Origin of the sequence: Chloracidobacterium sp. D (genome assembly GCF_018304685.1) — a bacterium.
In the GTDB taxonomy this organism is placed as follows: domain Bacteria; phylum Acidobacteriota; class Blastocatellia; order Chloracidobacteriales; family Chloracidobacteriaceae; genus Chloracidobacterium; species Chloracidobacterium thermophilum.
Window position 1 is genome coordinate 2,080,857 of record NZ_CP072634.1, and the last position, 16,415, is coordinate 2,097,271.

Here is a 16,415-nt window from a genome sequence, read left to right on the forward strand (position 1 = left end):
CAAGGCCAAGCTGCCCAGACTGAAACAACTCCCTTGAGCGCACTCCAGGCGCTGTTCCTCAAGGCACACGTGAGTTTAGAACACCTGCCGGCCGGCGGCGCAAGTCCAGGGAAACAGGACTTTGCAGCGGCGCGGCGGCTTCCGCCACCTTGCCAGGCGCACATTCAGATGCACCGGGCCGCACAAGGCCGGGCGCACTATGCGGAGGCAGGCTCAATAGCCACCGCGCGCCGCCGTAAAACCGGCGACACGCCGGCAAAGATAATCCCACTGAGCGCCGTGGCGGCCACACACAGCAACATTGCCTGCCGAAGCGCCTCGGTCATCACGGATGCCGAAGCATGCTCACCGGCAATCACATCCGACAGGAATCCCACAATGACCGGCGAAGGCATATCCCCCAGGATATGAATGGCAAACATGTAGAAGGCAATAGCCGTGGCGCGCAGCGAGGCGGGAACGAGATCGGTGACGATGGCTGCAACGGGTCCGTGGTAGAAGCTCATAAAGAACGTGGCAATGAAACCAGCCGTGATGAACTGGCCCAACGTGGGGGCATATAATCCCCAGTACAGGAAAGGGGCGCCGAGCAGAAAGGCCACGGCCATAGTGAGCGCCCGGCCGGCCGCAAATCGCTGCTGCAACCAGTCGGCAACAACCCCCCCGGCAATTACCCCTAGAAAAGCTGCGATGACGATGGGCGTCAGTCGTACGGCGGCCTGTGACGAGGGAACGGCATAGACTTCCGTGACCAGCTTCGGCAGGAAGTGCACCAGAGCCCCGGCGGCGAAGGTTATGCAGGCCGCTCCGGCAATCACCAGCCAAAACGACTTGATCTGCAACACCTGAACCGTGTCGGCCCATTTTGGCGGTTCGGTCAGGTGACTGCGTGGCGGCTCACGAAACAGCCAGACGACAACGGTCAGCAGCAGGCCCGGCAGGCCGACGACGAAAAAACAGGCCCGCCAGCCGATTTTCTCGCTCAACACGCCGCCCAGCACCAACCCCACGGCCGCGCCAATGACCAGTCCAAGATTGAAAATCCCGATGACCTTGGCCCACATCCGCGCCGGGAACATGTCACTGAGCAGGGAGGTGGCCGCCGGCGCATAAGCTGCTTCGCCCACCCCCACCGCGCCACGTGCCAGCAGGAGGTGACTGTAGGATGACGCAAATCCGGCCCCTGCCGTCGCCAGACTCCAGAAGCCGACACCGGCGGCAATGATTTTCCGGCGCGCCACACGGTCGGCGAGAACCCCCAGTGGAATGGCCGCCAGGGAATGCACCAGCATAAAGGCCGTCCCGAGGAACCCGACCGCAGTGTTGCTCAGATTCAGCTCGTCCTGAATGGGCTTGAGTAAGGGCGGGATAATTTGCCGGTCAACGTAGTTGACCACCTGCACCAGGGTAAGGATGAACAGGATGTACCAAGCATAACGCGAAGCTGACGCCGAAGCCCCGGCGTCAGCCGCGTCCGTCGTCGCAGGCGCAACCCGATGGGGCGCCGGAACATGACTCATAGGTTTTTCAATCGGACAACATCACCAGGGTTGTGAGGGAAACTAGGCCGTCGCCACACCAGCCCGGTTGCAGTGCTTCTGAAAGGCCGTACGGATGTCAGCCGCAATATCACTGGCACTCCGGTGCTCGATCTGGTGTCGCTCCAGCTTGAAGACCACCTCACCATCCTTGAGCAGCCAGACCGACGGTGAAGATGGCGCAAACCCCTTGAAGTACTCACGCGCCCGCGCCGTAGCTTCCTTGTCCTGCCCGGCAAAAACGGTGGTGATATGATCCGGCAGGACGGGGCTTGTCTTGAGTGCCTCGACAACGCCCGGACGCGCCGCCCCGGCGGCACACCCGCACACTGAGTTGACGACAACCAGCGCCGTGCCCTCTTTTTTGCCCAGAACGGCATCCACTTCTTCCGGCGTGCGCAGTTCCTGCACACCATGATTGGTCAGTTCCGCACGCATGGCGCGCAGCGCGCGCTCCATATCGAATCCGTACATCATCGGGGGTCATTCCTCCACAAACAGAAAAAATATAAGCCAGAACGGTGACGCAAAGCGATGCCCACGAAACTGGCCCGGTCATTCCTGTTTCACCCTAGCATGACCATTGGCATCCGTCGCCTTGTGCCGCCGTTTTGATTCCTAGTATCGTCTCGCCCATGCGGACGGTGTTGGGCATTGAAACATCCTGTGATGAAACGGCTGCCGCAGTCGTCATCGAGGGACGGCAGGTCATCTCGAACATCATCGCCTCCCAGATGGAGTTTCATCGTCCCTACGGTGGCGTCGTTCCAGAAATTGCTTCCCGCCAGCACTTGGAGGCGATGGCGGACGTGGTTGCATGTGCCGTGGCCGAGACCGGCTTTGATGGTCTCGATGGGATTGCCGTCACTTACGGCCCCGGACTCGTGGGCGCGCTGCTGGTTGGCCTGTCTTACGCCAAGGCGCTGTCTCTGGCGCTGGACATTCCTCTGATCGGCGTACACCACATCGAAGGACACCTGTTCTCAACGGTTTTTGAGTACGGTGACTGGGACTATCCGGCCCTGGCTCTGATTGTCTCCGGCGGGCATACGGACCTGTTTTACCTTCCGGCGGCACTGACCTACGAACGCCTCGGACACACCCGTGACGACGCCGCTGGTGAAGCCTACGACAAAACCGCCCGCCGTCTGGGCCTTGGCTACCCCGGCGGCCCTATCCTCGACCGGCTGGCGCAGACCGGACGCGCGGAAGCTGCGCCGCTGGTGTACCGTCCGCCACTCATCCCCGATGCCCCTTATGATTTTTCGTTCAGCGGTCTCAAAACAGCGGTGTTGCGCTACATCCGCGAACAGCAGATTGTGCCGCTGCCGGAAGGGCTGACCCGGGACGCCATCCTGGCGCAGGCCCCCGACAACATCCGCCATCTGGCGGCCAGTTTTCAGCAGGCGGTGGTCAACACATTGGTCGGCGTACTGGAGCGGGCCATTGTGGCTTACCGTCCACGGGTGGTCCTCACAGGCGGGGGCGTGGTGTGCAATTCAGCCCTGCGGCAGGCGCTGGCCGAACTGGCGGAGCGCATGGGTGTCGGGATTCGCATTCCGCATCCCAAGTACACGACCGACAATGCCGCCATGATTGCGGCCGCCGGCTATGCCCACCTCGTGCGCGGCGAACGGCACGACTGGTCGCTGGAACCTGCTCCGTCGCTGCGCCTTGGAAACCACACTGCCGCGCGCCCGCAGCCTTTTCGAGCATGACCGGAACCGACCAACCAACGGCAAGCCAGAAAAAAACACCTATCTGGGTTGTGTTCCTCTGGGGGCTGCTCATCAGTGTCCTGGGCTGGTACAGCTTTGAAAAGACCCTCACGCACGGCTATGTCATTGATGACGTAGGTATTGTGGAGAGCAACCCCAATGCAGCCGCAACGGCCAGCCTGCCGGCGCTGTTTCGGAAGCACTACTGGCAGGACACTTACCCAACGGACAGAGTGGATCAAAACATTCATTACCAGCATTACCGACCGTTGGCCATTGCCTCTTACGTTCTCGTAGCGCGTTCTTTGGGAAACGGCCCGGCTCCGCAGCACCTTGTGAATGTGGCGCTGCATATTGTCGTTTCCTGGCTCATTCTCTGGGTGGTTTATGCCTGGCTTCAGGAGGCCCTTGTGGCCGGACTGGCTGGAGTCGTCTTTGTCACACATCCGCTCCACACCGAAGTCGTTGCCATGCTTGTCGGTCGGACTGAACTTCTGGCAGCCCTTGGCGCGCTCAGCGCCCTTGGGCTGGCGTTGGCAGCCTGGAAGCTCCCATCAGAACAACCCCTCTGGCAACACTGGCTTCTGGCAGGTGGAGCCGCCCTCTGTCTGTTTGCCGGATGGCTTGGCAAGGAATCCGCCGTGTTGTTCTTCCCGCTCTGGCTGCTCATCGGATGGAGCTGCGCACCCGGCACCGGCTGGCAGCGGTTGGGCGCGCTCGCCGAACGAGGTTGGCGAACTGGCATCGCATGTGCCGTAAGCACGGCCTTCTTCTGGTATCTCCACCAGCGGATTCAGTCCGGTGTGCAAATTGTACCGATTGACTTTGCCATGAATCCCCTCGCTTACGCCGGGTGGTGGGAACGCTGGGCCACCGGCCTTGTCCTGCTGGCGAAATACCTCGTCATGCACCTGTGGCCCTTTCCGCTGCAGGTGGACTATTCCTTCGACAGCATCCCTGTCGTGACCATGTGGCGCGACAGACGGCTGTGGTCGGCAGTGGCCGTTCTTGCCGCAGCCGGCAGCCTGCTCGTGGTCAGCTACCGCCGCCGGTCGCCGGCCTGGGTCGGGTTGGCCTTTCTCGTTGGCGGAGCGGCCCTGTTTTCGCACTTCATTCGGCCGTTTGGCTTCGTTTTCGCCGAGCGGGTGATGTACCTGCCCAGCGTGGGGTACGCACTGGCCGCAGCCGTTGGCTTCCGCGCCCTCTGGAACAGCACCGCGTCACGTCCTTGGGCGCGGTGGCTGGCAGCCGGGGCAATCGCTCTGCTGATAGGGCAGTCCGCCCGGCAGACACGGCAGGAAAGCGTTTTTTACCGCGACAGCCTGACCGCTGTGGCGCACTCACTGGCCGTGGGCAACCAACGCAGCGTCTGGCTGTGGCAGGCTTACGGGACAGAACTGCTCAACGCTGGACGGCTGGAAGAAGCCATTGCCGCCCTTGAACGTGCCCACACCATCCTTCCGCTGGCGGAAACGTGCGCGACGTTGGCCAAAGCCCACCTTGCGCTGGGCAATTCGGACGCCGCGCGGGAGGCGGCACAGGAAGCCGTGACCCGCGACCCCACATGGATGCCCTACCGTGAATTGTTCGGTGTGATACTGTTCGAGGCAGGACAGTTGGATGCGGCCGCCGCCCAATTCGAGGCCGCACTCGTGCTTGCCCCGGAGGATGCCAAACTCCATGCCCAGCTTGCGGTTATCCGCCAGCGCCAGGGACAAACCTCCCAGGCCATCCGGCATTATGAACAGGCGCTCCGCTTTCAGCCTGATGAACTGCGCTGGTGGGCCGCCCTTGGCCGGCTGCACCTCGCCGCCGGAAACCCGGAGCGGGCGCGGTTTTGCTATCGTCAAGTTCTTGAAGGACGCCCTGACCCGGCGCTGCGCGACGCGGTCGAACAGCAGTTGAAAGACCTCGACGCCCAGCGCCAACCCTTTTCAAGCCCAGCACCCAAGCCGCCACAGCACTGACGTATTGGCATGTCCAGCACCACACCTTCCACTGCTGCCCTTGCCGAGGCCATTCTGGCCCGCAGTCCCCGCGCCGTAGCGCGCGGTATTTCCCTGGTCGAAAACGATGCCCCAGAAGCCACGGACCTGCTGAAGCTGATTTTTCCCCACACCGGACACAGTCGGGTGATCGGGCTGACCGGCGCGCCCGGCGCCGGCAAAAGCTCGCTCACCGACAAGCTGGCCCAGGTCTATGTTGACCGGGGGCAGCGGGTCGGCATCGTGGCGGTTGATCCGTCCAGTCCCTTCTCCGGCGGCGCCATTCTTGGCGACCGGATTCGCATGCCCAAACTGGCAACGCATCCGCAGGTGTTCATCCGCAGCATGGCCACACGCGGCAATCTGGGCGGGCTGGCGCGGGCGACGACGGAAGCCGTCCTGCTGCTCGACGCAGCCGGCTACGAGGTCATCATTGTGGAAACCGTCGGCGTGGGACAGGATGAAGTGGACATCGTCAAAACCGCCGATGTGACGGCCGTCGTCGTCGTTCCCGGCATGGGTGATGATGTGCAATCCATCAAGGCCGGCATCATGGAAATCGGCGATGTGTTTGTCATCAACAAAGCCGACCGGGAGGGCGTCGAACGGACGCAGATGGAACTCGAAGCCCTGCTCGAACTCGCCGCGCGCCCGGATGGCTGGCAACCGCCCATCGTGCGGACGATTGCCACGGCGACGCCACCGGTCGGACTCGATGCCCTGGCGACGGCTCTGGACAGCTACCTGACCTTTGTCGCAGCACACCCGGAGGTGCGCGCCGAGCGCCGGCGGCGCATCCTGGAGCGACGGCTGCTCGAACTCATCCGCGACCGCCTGCTGCGCCACGTCTGGCAGCGCGAACTGCACGACGGCAAACTGGAAGCGGCTGTCCAGCGCATCGTCAACCGCGAAACCGATCCCTACACCCTGGCCGATGACATCGTCCGGCGGTTGACCGCCTCCCCGGCCTGAAGTTACGGGCGAACGCCATTCGCCCCTACGCGCCGTGTCTTCGCGTCCGGCCCGGGCTACGGCCCGATTACAGCTCGATGCGGACCTTTTCCAACCGTGTCACTTCCTCGCCCAGACACAGCGTTGCCACGCGGCGGAAACGCTCACTGGCATCCGTGACGCAAAAGCGCGTTGCCGCCGGAAGGTTTCCGGGCGGGGCAAAACAGGCGTTCTGCTCCAGCACAGCCACGACTTCTTCGGCGGCGCAGGCGCCTGAATCCACAAGGGTGACGCCTTCCCCCATGACGCGCCGGATCACGTCTGCCAGCACCGGATAGTGCGTGCACCCCAGAACGAGCGTGTCCACCTCGGCTTCCCGCAATGGTGTCAGGTATTCGGCAGCTACCGTCACCGTCACCGGATGCTGCGCCCAGCCTTCTTCGACCAGTGGGACGAACAGGGGGCAACTCTGCGAGGTGACGCGCACAGCCGGCGCTATGCGGCGAATCGCCCGTGGATAGGCCGCACTGGCCATGGTGGCTTCCGTGCCGATGACGCCGATGTGTCCACAGCGCGTCACGGCAGCAGCCTGCCGCGCGCCCGGCTCGATGACACCCACCACCGGCACTGGAGAGTTTGCCTGAAGCAGGTCAAGCGCCACCGAAGAGGCCGTATTGCAGGCAATGACGATGAGCTTGACACCGCAGGCTAGCAGAAAAGCCGCATCCTGGCGGGCATACGCACAGACAGTTTCCGGCGAGCGCGTTCCGTAGGGGATGCGGGCCGTGTCGCCCAGATACACGAACGACTCCTGGGGCAGCCGGGCGCGGAGCGCACGATAGACCGTCAGACCGCCTACCCCGGAGTCGAAAATCCCAATCGGGCGGGCGTCACCGGGCATCGTCTGTCGGTACAACCGTTACCACCACCTCACCGCCAATGTTGAAGCGGTGGGTGGCAGGAACCGGCTTGAGGGCCTGCGCCAGCGGCTCGATGAGTTCCGGCGTGATGTCGAGCACAAGCACGCCGCTGCCGGCATCCTGCATGCCGGGCGTTGTTGCCGGACGAAACACCAGAGTCTGCTTGGGTCCCCAGATGAGAAACTCCCGGCCAAACTTGAGACGCGCCGGAAAGAGTTCGGCAAAATCCCGCAGCCCTTCGGTATCGAGTTCAATCTCCACGCCCGGCCGGGGCGGCTCGGCCATCTGCCACCGGGCAATCTCGACATATTCGCCCTGAAGCGATGAGCCTTCTGCCGTGATGCCATCGCGGATGCGCGCCAGAATATCGGGGCGGTCTGTAATCGAAGCCCGCTCCAAGTCGGTAATCCACAGCGGACAACTTTCCTCCAGCAGTCCCAGAACGCCGCGCGTGTTCCAGCGTTTGACCGCCTGCAACTCGTCCTTTGTCAGCCCGACAATCTGCAAAAAGTGCATCCGCCCGTTGGGGGTGTCAATCGGGGGCAGTTCCGGGTCATCCACAAAAGCCACGCCCGAAAGCAGGGTGTCCGGTGCTTCCGGCGTCAGCGGCCCGTGCAGGTCCATGTGGTGTCCGGGACGAAAGGGATTGCCAGAGTTGAACACATACCGCGCCAGGTTGTTGAGAAACGGAATCACCCAGGTCGGAACCGTCTTGTCAGCCGCTCCCCGCGCCAGCCGGAACGTAAACTCAAAGCCCCACCCGCTCAAATCAGGCGCACTGCCGGGCGTTTTGGCATACAACTCGCTCATGCCAAAGGAAATGCAGTGCCAGTGGGGGATGGGTGTGTCGCGTTCGTAGAAGGAAATCCCATCCAGGGGATCGGGACCGCCCAGACTGTACCGGACGATGGTTCCAAAATGCGTCGGTTCGGTGTGCGGATAAAGCCGTTCCAGCGCCTCACGAATGGCGTCAATGCCGTAATCTGCCGCAGGGGAACTCACGAAGCTGCCTTCCTTTCAGGATAAACCTTGTTCACGTGGTGCTAACGGGCGACGGCCAGCGCTGACCCTATCCGCCCTGTGTAACGTTTCCGTGACCGGATGAGGGCCATCCAACCCATTACCGCCATGACAGATGATATTCCGGCCACTCGACGGCGCGGGCTGCGTCCGTGACATGCAGTGGACGACGGGTGTCCACCATGACGGCATACTCATCGGTATGCGTCTTGGACCAGCTTTTTTCGATGGCCTTCGGATGCGGCCCGTGGTGGACGCCGTGCGGATGCAGCGTCAGCATCCCGGCCGTGATGTTGTCGCGGCTGAAAAAGTCGCCGGCGTGGTAAAACAGCACTTCGTCGTAGTCAATGTTGCGGTGGTAAAACGGGACCCGCTGCGCGCCGGGCGCCTCTTCCAGCGGACGCGGTACAAACGAACACACCACAAACCCCTCACCCACCAGCGTCACGTGAACGCTTGGCGGCAGGTGGGCGCGGTGGCTCATCACCGGACAGAAGTCGGCAATGTTGAGCGCCCACGGATAGAGATCGCCTTTCCAGCCGGTGACATCGAGCGGATGAAAGGGATAGAAAATCCGCGTCAGCTTCCCTTCGCGCTGGACGCGCACTTCATATTCCTCCGCCTGGGTCGTGACGGGCACGAGGTCGGGCGTCCGTATTGCCGTTGCGTCATAGAGCGAATACTGCCCCAGCAACCCCCGGTCGGGCTGGCGCAGGCGCGTCCCCAGGCTCTGAATCACGAAAAAGAAGCACTCATCAGTGCCGACAAACCGGTAGGTCGTGCCGCGCGGAATCACCAGATAATCGCCAACACCAAAGCGCAACTGCCCGTAGTCGGTTTCCAGAACGCCGCCTCCGACGTGGGCAAACCAGAGTTCGTCGCCGTCGGCATTGCGCTCAAAGTAGGGAGTCGCTCCGCGCCGCCGCGCGACGCCAAGCCGGACATCGGCGTTTTCCAACAGCACCGTCGGCCGGTCAGCGGATGTTTCGACGCGGTTGGTGTAAAAGGCCTGCGGACGACACTCCCCCTCGATGCGCGTCCAGCCGGTCGGGGGATGGCGATGATAAAGATGCGAAACCGGCCCGAAGAACCCCTCCCGTCCGTGCTGTTCCTCATACGTGCCGGCGGGAATTTCGACGTGGGCCTGCTTTGTGATGCGTCCTTTGGTCTGATACATGCAGGATAGCTCCGGGGTGGACTGCGCCTGGCAGACGGGCGCTGCCACGACGAGTGGGTTTATCAGATGCCACGGCTGTGGCAAAATGCCGCCATGAAAACCAGCGGCATCAGCGGAAAAGATACGCGCGAAAAGATTGTTTTTCTACTGAAAACCCGTGCGCCCCTGAGCGTCGAGGAACTGGCGACGGAACTGGCCACGTCCGGCGTCAACGTCCGGCGCTACCTCGAAGCCCTTGAACGGGATGGGCTGGTGGAGTCCACCCTCAAGCGCCGCGAGCGCGGCCGCCCGGTTCACCTCTACCGCCTGACTGAACGCGCCGATGAACTGTTCCCGCACGCCTACGATGTCCTGAGTGTCGAAATCCTCCAGCAGATCGAACAACGCTTCGGACGCGACGTGGTGACATCCATTCTGCAGGGACGCGCCGACACGCTGGCCGCCAAAATCAAGCCCCGGCTGCAAGGCAAAACGCTGCGCAAGCGGGTCGAGGAATTTGCGCGCGCCCTCGAGGAAATGGGCTACCTGGTACGGGTCGAAAACGGTACGCCGGACAGCTATGTCGTCGTCATGCATCACTGTCCGGTGCTGCTCATCGCGCGCGACTTTCCCGAAGTCTGCGACGGCGACTGCCTCATTGCCTCACAGTCACTCGATGCCGAGGTCATCCGTCAGTGCGCCCTTTCGGAAGGGGCTTCCTGCTGCCGCTTCATCATCCGCCGCCCCGGTGCGGAAGCCTGACACCCGCGCCCACGCAGTGCGCAGCGTCATTTCTTCAGCGGGTTTGCGAAAGGTTTTGACGTAGGGACGCTGCCGCACAGCGGCAAAGATGGCGGCGACTTCCCGGTCCGTCCGGCGGCTGTGGGACTGTTCCTCCCGCCGCCGCCGGAAGGCCAACCGCCGGCAGGCCCACGCCTGCCGGAACGCCTCCCGATAGCCGCGCCGCGTCACGACATCGGCCAGCAACAGCAACCCCGTCATCGCCAGATGGGCCAGCCACCAGCGCGCGTCGTGCAGGTGTATCCAGTGCATCAGCAGCCGGTTCCGGGCGGATGTCACCTCAATGGCACGTGCCTCGAAACGCGACCGGATCGTGGCACTCGACTGGTGAAACACCAGACTGCGCGGCTCGTAGCGGACTTCCCAGCCCCGCTTCCACGCGCGGTAGCACAGTTCAATGTCTTCCCAGTAAAACGGAGCCAGCAGTTCCTCGAAGCCACCCAGTGCGCGCAGCTTGGCCGCGTCAAAGAGACTGTAGCCGCCGCTTGCCGCAAAGGTCGGCAGAATCGCCTCCGGGGGCATCCGGTCGGGAAAGACATCGTAGCCCTCAAACACCTTCCAGTAGCCCCGGACACACCGCCCCAGCCGTCCGGCCCCGTCAATGGCGTCGCTTCCCAACCGCTGCGCCCGCGACGCCACGGCAAAGACCGTGGGCGTCGAAAAATGCTCCACCAGCGGAAACAGTGCGTCCGGCATGACTTCAATATCGTTGTTGAGCAGCCAGATGAGGTCGTGGCGGGCGGCGGCGAAGCCCTGGTTGCACGTCGGCGCAAAACCCCGGTTGACCGGCAGGGCGAGCACCCGTACGAAGTCGAAGGCAGTCGCCGTCAGCCAGTCCACGGTGTCGTCCTGGCTGCCGTCATCCACCACGAGGATTTCCACTGGCGCACCCGTGGCCGTCGTGTAGGTACGCAGCGCCTTCACCACCGAGGGCAAAAAACGCGCCAGAAGGGCCTTGCCCTTGTAGGTTGGAATGACAACGCTGACGGAAAACGGCATACGAGGCGTCATGGCAGGCGACTTTAGGCGAGCCGCGGAGAACGGCCAAACCCGATGCCTCCCTGCCTTTCAACGGCGATGCGACCGGGCCGGCCGCAGGCAAACCGGGACACAGCGTTCTGAACAACAACCATGCAGGTGACTTTTTTCGTCGTGGGCAAAACCAAATCACCACACTGGGAGGCCTTGGCGCGCGAGTACGAACAGCGCATCGCGCGTTTCCTGCCGTGTGGCACCAAAATCGTACGCGCGGCGGAAGGGTCTCTGGCTGCGCAACCTGATCCGTCCCGCGCCTACGAAGGCAAGCACCTTCTGGCGGCGCTGCCGGCCGAAGCCCAGGTCGTGCTGCTCGATGTGGCCGGCGAAATGGTTACTTCCGAAGCCTTTGCCGAAAAACTGCGCCGCTGGCGCGACGGCGGCGCCCGTCATCTCGCCTTCATCATCGGCGGCCACTGGGGCGTGGCCGAGGAAGTCCGGCAGCGCGCCAACTGGTGCTGGTCGCTGTCGAAACTCACCTTTACGCACGAGATGACGCGCGTCCTGGCGGCCGAACAGGTCTATCGTGCGCTGGCCCGGCTGGGGAACGTCCCTTATGCAAAGTGAAACATCTTGGCCTGGCCGCTGAACAGCCGCCGCAATTGCTCTTCAGGCGGTACGCCGCCATCGCCCACCACAGCGGCGGCTTTTCCCTCGCGGAAGACAATCTGTCCGCGCGAACCGTCCTGAAGCAGGAAGTGGAGCGTTCCATCCCGCGCGTTATGCACAACGTCCCGCAGCAACGCATCGAGCGTCTTCTGCTCTAGCGGATTCGGCGCCTCTGTGCCGTCGGCGCTCCCGGAAGAAGAGTTCTGCAAAAGCCAGTTGACGCGCGCGATGAGTTCATCGAGCGCGAACGGTTTGGCCAGGTAGTCGTTGGCCCCGCGCGAAAGACCGGCCAGCCGCTGCTCGGTCGCTCCCAAACCGCTCAGAAAGAGAAACGGCACTCCCGCAAGCCGGGGATCAAGCCGCACGAAGTCGCACACTGAAAGCCCTGACAGACTCGGCAACCGGATGTCGCAGATGACCAGTGAAAATGGCTGCCTGTCCCGGAGGGCGTCTTTGAGCAGGACGATGGCCGCAATCCCATCGCCCGTCGCCGTAACGTCGTGCCCTTCGGCTTTCAGGGCCGCGACAACGACCTCACACACGTCCTGTTCATCTTCAACCACCAGAATATGGGCCATCGTTCAGCATGTTCCCCCTCTCTGCGGGTGTGGCGTGACCTTGAACTGTCCACCTGGGGAAGTTTTCCCATGGTACGAGCCAAGAGCGCGGGCAGGATGCCCGCACTCCCAGAAAAGACACTATTCAAGCCAACGATCATTTCGGCATGACGTACCCTTGGCGCGTACGCACCACCGCACCTTCACGCCGTACCTTGACGTGAATCCGCCGGAAGCGACCATCCCGCTGTGCCTGTTTCGGATAGTATCCAAAACTATAAACGGCGCGCAGTTCGGCTGCCACAGCCGCATAGCAATCTTCGAGGTCTTCGACGGTTTTGGCGTAAAACAGCCGCCCGCCGGTCAGGGCGGCGAGTTCGCGCAACTGGTTGCGCGCAATAGCGTAACCCAGTCGCGCGCGCGCGCCGTAGCGCTCCACCACCTCGGCTTCGGTGTCGAGATAAATCGGTAGCAGCATGGCATCGCATTCCTGGGCCAGACGGCGCAACTCCTCGTAGGTTGTCACTGAGCCATAGTCAGGGCCGCCCGGCGGCAGGACGTTGTCCATCCCGTCGGTGACGAGCACAACGGCATTGCGCTCGCCACGGACTTCACGCAGGACGGAGTTCATCGTACCGGCCAGCGCGTCATAGAAGTTGGTTCCGCCTTCCGGCCGGCGGATTTCATCAATGCGCTCCCGCAGTTTCCGGCGGTCATTGGTCAACGGGCACAGCAGGCGCGCCGTATCAGAAAACGTCACAATCGCCATGCGGTCTTCCGGCCGCAGCGTGGCCAGAAACCCCAGCGCCGCCCGGCGGATGACGGCCAGCTTTTCACGGGTACTGCCGCTGAGATCGAGCAGCAACACCAGGTTGAACGGCGTTTCCAGCGTACCGAAATAGGTGATGTCCTGTGGCTCGCCGTCCTCCAGAACGACGACATCCTCAAGCTGTAATCCGCGAATTGGCGCTCCGTTGGGCGTCGTCACCACGGCGTTGAGCACCACCAGCGTCGTTTCCAGAACGACATCGCTGCCTTCAGCCGCACTGACCGGCTCCTCAACCGTAGCTGTTGCCGGCCGATGCAGCACCGGCCGCTCACGGGCGCTGTTTTCCGGCGGCAGGGCCGTGGCGACGACATCCCCCCGGTCGGCCTGAGCCACCAGAATCGCGCCGCCACGTCCCATCTGCCCGTGCAGCGCGCGGTCATCCGGCGTTCCGAACTGTCGAAGCGGCACCTCGGCGCGCACCCGGCCGTGGACGCTCGTCCAGGTCACGTCCGCATCCGCCTCCGGTGGAAGGCACAGCTCGATGTTGCCGTGGTAGGCCGTGGCGATGAGTCCGGCCGGCAGGCCCTCCACGCGCAACGTGCCGATTTCACTCATCAGGCGCAGATAGGTCTGCTCCGGCACGAGCACTTCCAGGTCCACGCCGGTTGTGGTGTCGGGCGGGTCCGTGGTGATGTTGAGCTGCTGCGGGAGTTCTTCAATGATGACTTCTTCAGCGCGCACCGGCGGCCCCGGCGCAGCATGCCGGGTTGCCGTGATGAACACATCCGGGCGCGGGACGATGCGGACAGAAATGTTGCCCCGTGGATTGCGGATGCGCACCGTGCTTTTGGGCGGCAGCAACGTCCGGGTGTCGTCGAAGTAACGCTTGACGGGCATCCGTGGCTCGAACCCCTGCTGGGCGCGGCTTTCGGCACTCCAGAGCGTCCACACCACCAGCAGCCCGGCCATGACACGAAGCCACCGCACGTACCGCATAGCCCACTACGCTTGCCCGTCGGGTTCAGACGCTGCGGCCGCCGTGGCTGCCAGGATGATGTCGGCGATGAACTGACGCTTGCCAGTGGGGTCAAAGGCCAGGCTGGCGGCGACCAGACGGGTGTTGACCACCGTCATGTCGAAGACATCCCAGTGCGTGATGGCATCTGCATCGTCTGTGAAGTTGAGCGGACAGACATCGAGGATGCCGTCGGTTGGGTCATCCTCATCCAGGTAAAGCAGCGGAAACCCGTGGGTGCGGCACAGCACCAGCCGCGCCGGATAGACAGCACAGGCGCCATCCACCAGCGCCGGGCAGGGCACCGCCGCAGGCGTCGGCGCGGCTTCCTGTTCCTGTGCTGCTTGTGCCTGCTGGCGCAGCCGCGCCCGGGTTGGGGCATCCAGACGGGACACATACTCGTGCAACGCGGCAGCTTCGATGGGCAGAACCGTCAGATGTTGCTGGCAGCAGCCGGTACAACCCAGGCGGCAGGTAATGGACGTTGGAAAACGCTGGCGCAGCACGGCGGCAAAACGCTCGATGTCCACCAGCAGTTGACGGTAGGCGGCATGCGGCGCAGTTTCCGGTGAAGGTTCCGGTAAAGGCAGAGCTTCAGACATGTTCTGGACCGCCTTGTGGTTCTCCAACCAGTCGGCGATAAGCTTCCCAGTAGCGTTGGCGGGTCGCCTCGATAATAGCATCCGGCAGCGCCGGCGCGGGCGGCTGCTTGTTCCAGTCGAGCGTTTCGAGGTAGTCCCGGACGAACTGCTTGTCAAACGAAGGCGGGCTGCCTCCCGGCGCATAAGCAGCCGCATCCCAGTAGCGTGAAGAGTCGGGCGTCAGGGCTTCGTCAATCCAGACGAGTTGCCCGTCGCCGTCCAGCCCGAACTCAAACTTGGTGTCGCACAAAATCAGTCCACGGGTGCGCGCATAGGCCGCGGCTGCCGTGTAGAGCGCCAGCGTCAGTTCGGCGAGCCGGCGGGCGAGTTCCGACCCAATCCGGTCAGCCATCTGCACCAGCGAGATGTTTTCATCGTGGCCGGTCGCCGCTTTGGTCGCCGGCGTGAACAGCGGTTCGGGCAGGGGGTCGGCCTCCCGAAGGCCCGGCGGCAGGGGATGTCCGCAGACCTGACCGGTACGCTGGTAATCCTTCCAGCCGGAGCCGGCCAGATAGCCTCGGGCCACACACTCGACCGGCAGCGGCGTGGTCTTGCGGACGAGCATTGTGCGCCCGGCGAGTTGGTCGCGGTAGGGCTGGACGGCGGCCGGAAAGTCCTCCGGCGCACAGGACAGCATGTGATGTGGCACGAAGTTGCCCAGGCGGTTGAACCAGAAGGCCGAAAGCGCCGTCAGAATCCTTCCCTTGTCCGGGATGGGAGTCGGCAGCACACAGTCAAAAGCCGAGATACGGTCGGTGGCGACGATGAGCAGCGTCTCCCCGAGGTCATAGACTTCGCGTACCTTGCCGGAACGGAAGCGCGGCAGCGGGAGAAAGTCGGTCGCCATCAGCGGCGGCACGGGGCTGGGCAGCATGGTGCAATCAGGGCGGCCGGCTTAGGGCGCTTCAGGCAGATCAGGCGTCGTTTTCCGCGCCCGCACCCGGGCAAACAGCGGACGCCGCCAGCGGATGCGTGGGCGCACCCGCCAGCGTTCCCGCAGGGGGATGCGCGGCGCGGTTTCAATCCGGTCGCGGACGGCAACGTAGAAGTCCTTGAAGTAGTTCCACATAGACCACAGCGCCGAAATCACCACGATCCACAGCATGAGCCTTCCGGCACCGTAGGCAATGATCCGCAGGGCTTCGACGCCAAAGGCTCCCTGCCACAGGGCGCGGAACGCCTGCTGCACGGCGGACACCGACGACGTACCGACCGGCAGCGGCGGCCGCCCCTCGTGGCTGCCCAGCATCAGGCAGGTGATGGCCACGACCTGGGAGAGCATCTTGAACTTGGCCATTTTGGAGGCAGCAATCGTCACGCCCTGCTGGGCGGCAATGCTGCGCAGACCGGACACGGCAAACTCCCGGCCGATGATGATGACCACGGCCCAGCCCGGCGCGAGCTTGTTTTCGACGAGCGAGATCAGAGCCGCAGAAATGAGCAGCTTGTCGGCAATGGGGTCGAGCAGCGTTCCCAGGGTCGTGACCTGTCCCCGGCGCCGCGCCAGGTAGCCGTCGAGCAGGTCCGTCAGCGATGCGCCCAGAAAGAGCGTCACGGCAATCAACTGACGGGGCAACCCAAAGACGGACTCCGAGACGCTCGTCATCAGCACGACCACCATGAGGGGGACGATGAAAATGCGCGAAACCGTCAGGGTGTTGGGCAGATTCACGGTCGTTCACCAGGGGCGCCGCGCGCCG

General features: G+C 63.4%; 16 protein-coding genes. 5 read left to right on the forward strand and 11 right to left on the reverse strand.

Annotation, left to right across the window (positions count from 1 at the left end; all coding sequences use genetic code 11):
• Nucleotides 1-197 precede the first annotated feature (197 nt).
• Both J8C01_RS08745 and J8C01_RS08750 read right to left on the reverse strand, forming a co-directional pair.
• Nucleotides 198-1,520, reverse strand: a complete 1,323-nt coding sequence (locus J8C01_RS08745) for a spinster family MFS transporter (protein WP_014100257.1) — start codon at nucleotides 1,518-1,520, stop codon at nucleotides 198-200.
• A gap of 42 nt (nucleotides 1,521-1,562) precedes the next feature.
• Nucleotides 1,563-2,015 (reverse strand): BrxA/BrxB family bacilliredoxin, encoded by a 453-nt coding sequence (locus J8C01_RS08750; RefSeq protein ID WP_041569173.1) that lies wholly within the window; start codon nucleotides 2,013-2,015, stop codon nucleotides 1,563-1,565.
• Nucleotides 2,016-2,173: 158 nt separating this feature from the next.
• Here J8C01_RS08750 and tsaD point away from each other — a divergent pair, with 158 nt between their 5' ends.
• The 3 genes from tsaD to meaB are packed head-to-tail and all read left to right on the forward strand — an operon-like array spanning nucleotide 2,174 to nucleotide 6,213.
• Complete coding sequence (gene tsaD / locus J8C01_RS08755; RefSeq protein WP_211431658.1) at nucleotides 2,174-3,256, forward strand: tRNA (adenosine(37)-N6)-threonylcarbamoyltransferase complex transferase subunit TsaD; 1,083 nt, start codon at nucleotides 2,174-2,176, stop codon at nucleotides 3,254-3,256.
• Nucleotides 3,253-5,223: a tetratricopeptide repeat protein gene (locus J8C01_RS08760; protein ID WP_211431659.1), complete on the forward strand. Its 1,971-nt coding sequence runs from the start codon at nucleotides 3,253-3,255 to the stop codon at nucleotides 5,221-5,223. The genes tsaD and J8C01_RS08760 overlap by 4 nt, the downstream gene beginning before the upstream one ends.
• A 9-nt stretch (nucleotides 5,224-5,232) precedes the next feature.
• Nucleotides 5,233-6,213, forward strand: a complete 981-nt coding sequence (gene meaB, locus J8C01_RS08765) for a methylmalonyl Co-A mutase-associated GTPase MeaB (RefSeq protein WP_211431660.1) — start codon at nucleotides 5,233-5,235, stop codon at nucleotides 6,211-6,213.
• Nucleotides 6,214-6,280: 67 nt separating this feature from the next.
• On the opposite strand, the gene murI is transcribed toward meaB, so the two are convergent.
• From murI to J8C01_RS08780, 3 genes are all read right to left on the reverse strand, one after another.
• On the reverse strand, nucleotides 6,281-7,093 hold the full coding sequence (murI, locus tag J8C01_RS08770; protein WP_211431661.1) for a glutamate racemase: 813 nt from the start codon (nucleotides 7,091-7,093) through the stop codon (nucleotides 6,281-6,283).
• Entirely contained in the window at nucleotides 7,083-8,114 is a 1,032-nt protein-coding gene (locus J8C01_RS08775; RefSeq protein ID WP_211431662.1) for a suppressor of fused domain protein, read from the reverse strand. The genes murI and J8C01_RS08775 overlap by 11 nt, the downstream gene beginning before the upstream one ends.
• Nucleotides 8,115-8,232: 118 nt before the next feature.
• A complete protein-coding gene (locus J8C01_RS08780) occupies nucleotides 8,233-9,309 on the reverse strand; it encodes a homogentisate 1,2-dioxygenase (RefSeq protein WP_014100264.1) in 1,077 nt (358 codons plus the stop codon).
• Between the two features lie 93 nt (nucleotides 9,310-9,402).
• On the opposite strand from J8C01_RS08780, the gene J8C01_RS08785 reads away from it, so the two are divergent.
• Nucleotides 9,403-10,050 carry a helix-turn-helix transcriptional regulator gene (locus J8C01_RS08785; protein ID WP_187288361.1) on the forward strand — a complete coding sequence of 216 codons (648 nt, stop codon included), beginning with the start codon at nucleotides 9,403-9,405 and terminating at the stop codon, nucleotides 10,048-10,050.
• Here the strand turns inward: J8C01_RS08785 and J8C01_RS08790 are convergent.
• The gene (locus J8C01_RS08790; RefSeq protein WP_211431663.1) at nucleotides 9,958-11,100 is read right to left on the reverse strand and encodes a glycosyltransferase family 2 protein; all 1,143 of its coding nucleotides are present in this window, start codon (nucleotides 11,098-11,100) and stop codon (nucleotides 9,958-9,960) included. The genes J8C01_RS08785 and J8C01_RS08790 overlap by 93 nt on opposite strands.
• A 120-nt stretch (nucleotides 11,101-11,220) precedes the next feature.
• On the opposite strand from J8C01_RS08790, the gene J8C01_RS08795 reads away from it, so the two are divergent.
• Complete coding sequence (locus J8C01_RS08795) at nucleotides 11,221-11,691, forward strand: 23S rRNA (pseudouridine(1915)-N(3))-methyltransferase RlmH (protein WP_211431664.1); 471 nt, start codon at nucleotides 11,221-11,223, stop codon at nucleotides 11,689-11,691.
• On the opposite strand, the gene J8C01_RS08800 is transcribed toward J8C01_RS08795, so the two are convergent.
• From J8C01_RS08800 to pgsA, 5 genes are all read right to left on the reverse strand, one after another.
• A complete protein-coding gene (locus J8C01_RS08800; RefSeq protein ID WP_211431665.1) occupies nucleotides 11,679-12,311 on the reverse strand; it encodes a response regulator transcription factor in 633 nt (210 codons plus the stop codon). The two genes, J8C01_RS08795 and J8C01_RS08800, sit on opposite strands and share 13 nt — an antisense overlap.
• Nucleotides 12,312-12,447: 136 nt before the next feature.
• Nucleotides 12,448-14,055 (reverse strand): VWA domain-containing protein, encoded by a 1,608-nt coding sequence (locus J8C01_RS08805; protein ID WP_211431666.1) that lies wholly within the window; start codon nucleotides 14,053-14,055, stop codon nucleotides 12,448-12,450.
• 6 nt (nucleotides 14,056-14,061) lie between these two features.
• The gene (locus J8C01_RS08810; protein ID WP_211431667.1) at nucleotides 14,062-14,676 is read right to left on the reverse strand and encodes a hypothetical protein; all 615 of its coding nucleotides are present in this window, start codon (nucleotides 14,674-14,676) and stop codon (nucleotides 14,062-14,064) included.
• Nucleotides 14,669-15,589 carry a phosphoribosylaminoimidazolesuccinocarboxamide synthase gene (locus J8C01_RS08815; protein ID WP_211431668.1) on the reverse strand — a complete coding sequence of 307 codons (921 nt, stop codon included), beginning with the start codon at nucleotides 15,587-15,589 and terminating at the stop codon, nucleotides 14,669-14,671. The genes J8C01_RS08810 and J8C01_RS08815 overlap by 8 nt, the downstream gene beginning before the upstream one ends.
• A 21-nt stretch (nucleotides 15,590-15,610) precedes the next feature.
• Nucleotides 15,611-16,387: a CDP-diacylglycerol--glycerol-3-phosphate 3-phosphatidyltransferase gene (pgsA, locus tag J8C01_RS08820; protein ID WP_211424142.1), complete on the reverse strand. Its 777-nt coding sequence runs from the start codon at nucleotides 16,385-16,387 to the stop codon at nucleotides 15,611-15,613.
• Nucleotides 16,388-16,415 lie beyond the last annotated feature (28 nt).

Excerpts from the sequence above, each read along its gene's own strand:
- J8C01_RS08760 (WP_211431659.1), top strand. The coding sequence starts at position 3,253 with ATGACCGGAACCGACCAACCAACGGCAAGCCAGAAAAAAACACCTATC.
- J8C01_RS08750 (WP_041569173.1), bottom strand. The coding sequence starts at position 2,015 with ATGATGTACGGATTCGATATGGAGCGCGCGCTGCGCGCCATGCGTGCG.
- J8C01_RS08800 (WP_211431665.1), bottom strand. The coding sequence starts at position 12,311 with ATGGCCCATATTCTGGTGGTTGAAGATGAACAGGACGTGTGTGAGGTC.
- J8C01_RS08805 (WP_211431666.1), bottom strand. The coding sequence starts at position 14,055 with ATGCGGTACGTGCGGTGGCTTCGTGTCATGGCCGGGCTGCTGGTGGTG.
- J8C01_RS08795 (WP_211431664.1), top strand. The coding sequence starts at position 11,221 with ATGCAGGTGACTTTTTTCGTCGTGGGCAAAACCAAATCACCACACTGG.
- J8C01_RS08785 (WP_187288361.1), top strand. The coding sequence starts at position 9,403 with ATGAAAACCAGCGGCATCAGCGGAAAAGATACGCGCGAAAAGATTGTT.
- J8C01_RS08790 (WP_211431663.1), bottom strand. The coding sequence starts at position 11,100 with ATGACGCCTCGTATGCCGTTTTCCGTCAGCGTTGTCATTCCAACCTAC.
- J8C01_RS08780 (WP_014100264.1), bottom strand. The coding sequence starts at position 9,309 with ATGTATCAGACCAAAGGACGCATCACAAAGCAGGCCCACGTCGAAATT.
- meaB (WP_211431660.1), top strand. The coding sequence starts at position 5,233 with ATGTCCAGCACCACACCTTCCACTGCTGCCCTTGCCGAGGCCATTCTG.
- J8C01_RS08810 (WP_211431667.1), bottom strand. The coding sequence starts at position 14,676 with ATGTCTGAAGCTCTGCCTTTACCGGAACCTTCACCGGAAACTGCGCCG.
- J8C01_RS08815 (WP_211431668.1), bottom strand. The coding sequence starts at position 15,589 with ATGCTGCCCAGCCCCGTGCCGCCGCTGATGGCGACCGACTTTCTCCCG.
- tsaD (WP_211431658.1), top strand. The coding sequence starts at position 2,174 with ATGCGGACGGTGTTGGGCATTGAAACATCCTGTGATGAAACGGCTGCC.
- murI (WP_211431661.1), bottom strand. The coding sequence starts at position 7,093 with ATGCCCGGTGACGCCCGCCCGATTGGGATTTTCGACTCCGGGGTAGGC.
- J8C01_RS08745 (WP_014100257.1), bottom strand. The coding sequence starts at position 1,520 with ATGAGTCATGTTCCGGCGCCCCATCGGGTTGCGCCTGCGACGACGGAC.